We start from the raw sequence: 876 nt of genomic DNA, 5'->3' as shown, positions 1-876 counted from the left end.
GTAGAGATCCCACACCGGATTATTGATGGCCAGATCCATGTCGCGGGCGAATATGGCGAAGCCGTCATAGCCGTGATACGGGCCGGAATAATCCCAGGAGTGCATCTGGCGGAAGGGGATGCCCATCTTCTGCACCGGATACTTCTCTTTAATGCCGGACCCAACAAGGTCGGGGCGGATGCCTTCGATGAACTTTTCCAGCTCGTAACCGGTCACGTCGTCATAGATCAGCGTACCCTTGTTCACATAATGGCCGGTGCGCTGATAGTCGTCGTTGTGGGCGAACTCGTAGCCGGTGCCGACGATCCGCATGCCGAGGTCCTCATAGGCCGTGATGACGTGGCGAGGACGCAGGCCGCCGACATAGAGCATCACCGTCTTGCCTTCGAGGCGCGGCCGGTACTTGTCGACGACAGCATCGACCAGGGGCCGGTACTTGGTGATGACAGCCTCGGTCTTGTCGACGATTTCCGGACCGAAGTGCTTGGCTATTTCGCGCAGGGAGGTTTCGATCTGGGACGGACCAAAGAAATTGTATTCCATCCACGGGATGCCGTATTTTTCCTCCATGTGCCGACAGATGTAGTTCATCGAGCGGTAGCAGTGGATGAGGTTCAGCTTGGCCTTTGGCGCGCGCTCGACCTCAGCGAGCGTGGCATCACCCGACCAGTTGCCGACCACGCGCAGCCCCACCTCCTCCAATAGAATGCGCGTAGCCCACGCGTCGCCACCGATATTGTAGTCGCCGACGACGTTGACATCGTAAGGGCCGGTCTCAAACTCGACTTCGTTCTTGTCGAAAACCCAGTCACGGATGGCGTCGTTGGCGATGTGGTGGCCGAGCGATTGCGAGACGCCGCGGAAGCCCTCGCAGCG

1 protein-coding gene is annotated in these 876 nt (G+C 59.0%); it reads right to left on the bottom strand.

What is annotated here, in order from left to right:
• Positions 1 to 876 (bottom strand): nitrogenase component 1 (locus K6M89_RS30500; protein WP_281424335.1); only part of this gene is annotated, 876 nt, incomplete at both ends.

Origin of the sequence: Rhizobium croatiense (assembly GCF_019793465.1) — a bacterium.
Taxonomy (GTDB): Bacteria; Pseudomonadota; Alphaproteobacteria; order Rhizobiales; family Rhizobiaceae; genus Rhizobium; species Rhizobium croatiense.
Note: the sequence above shows the minus strand (reverse complement) of the source record. Positions and strands in the feature narration are given on the sequence as shown.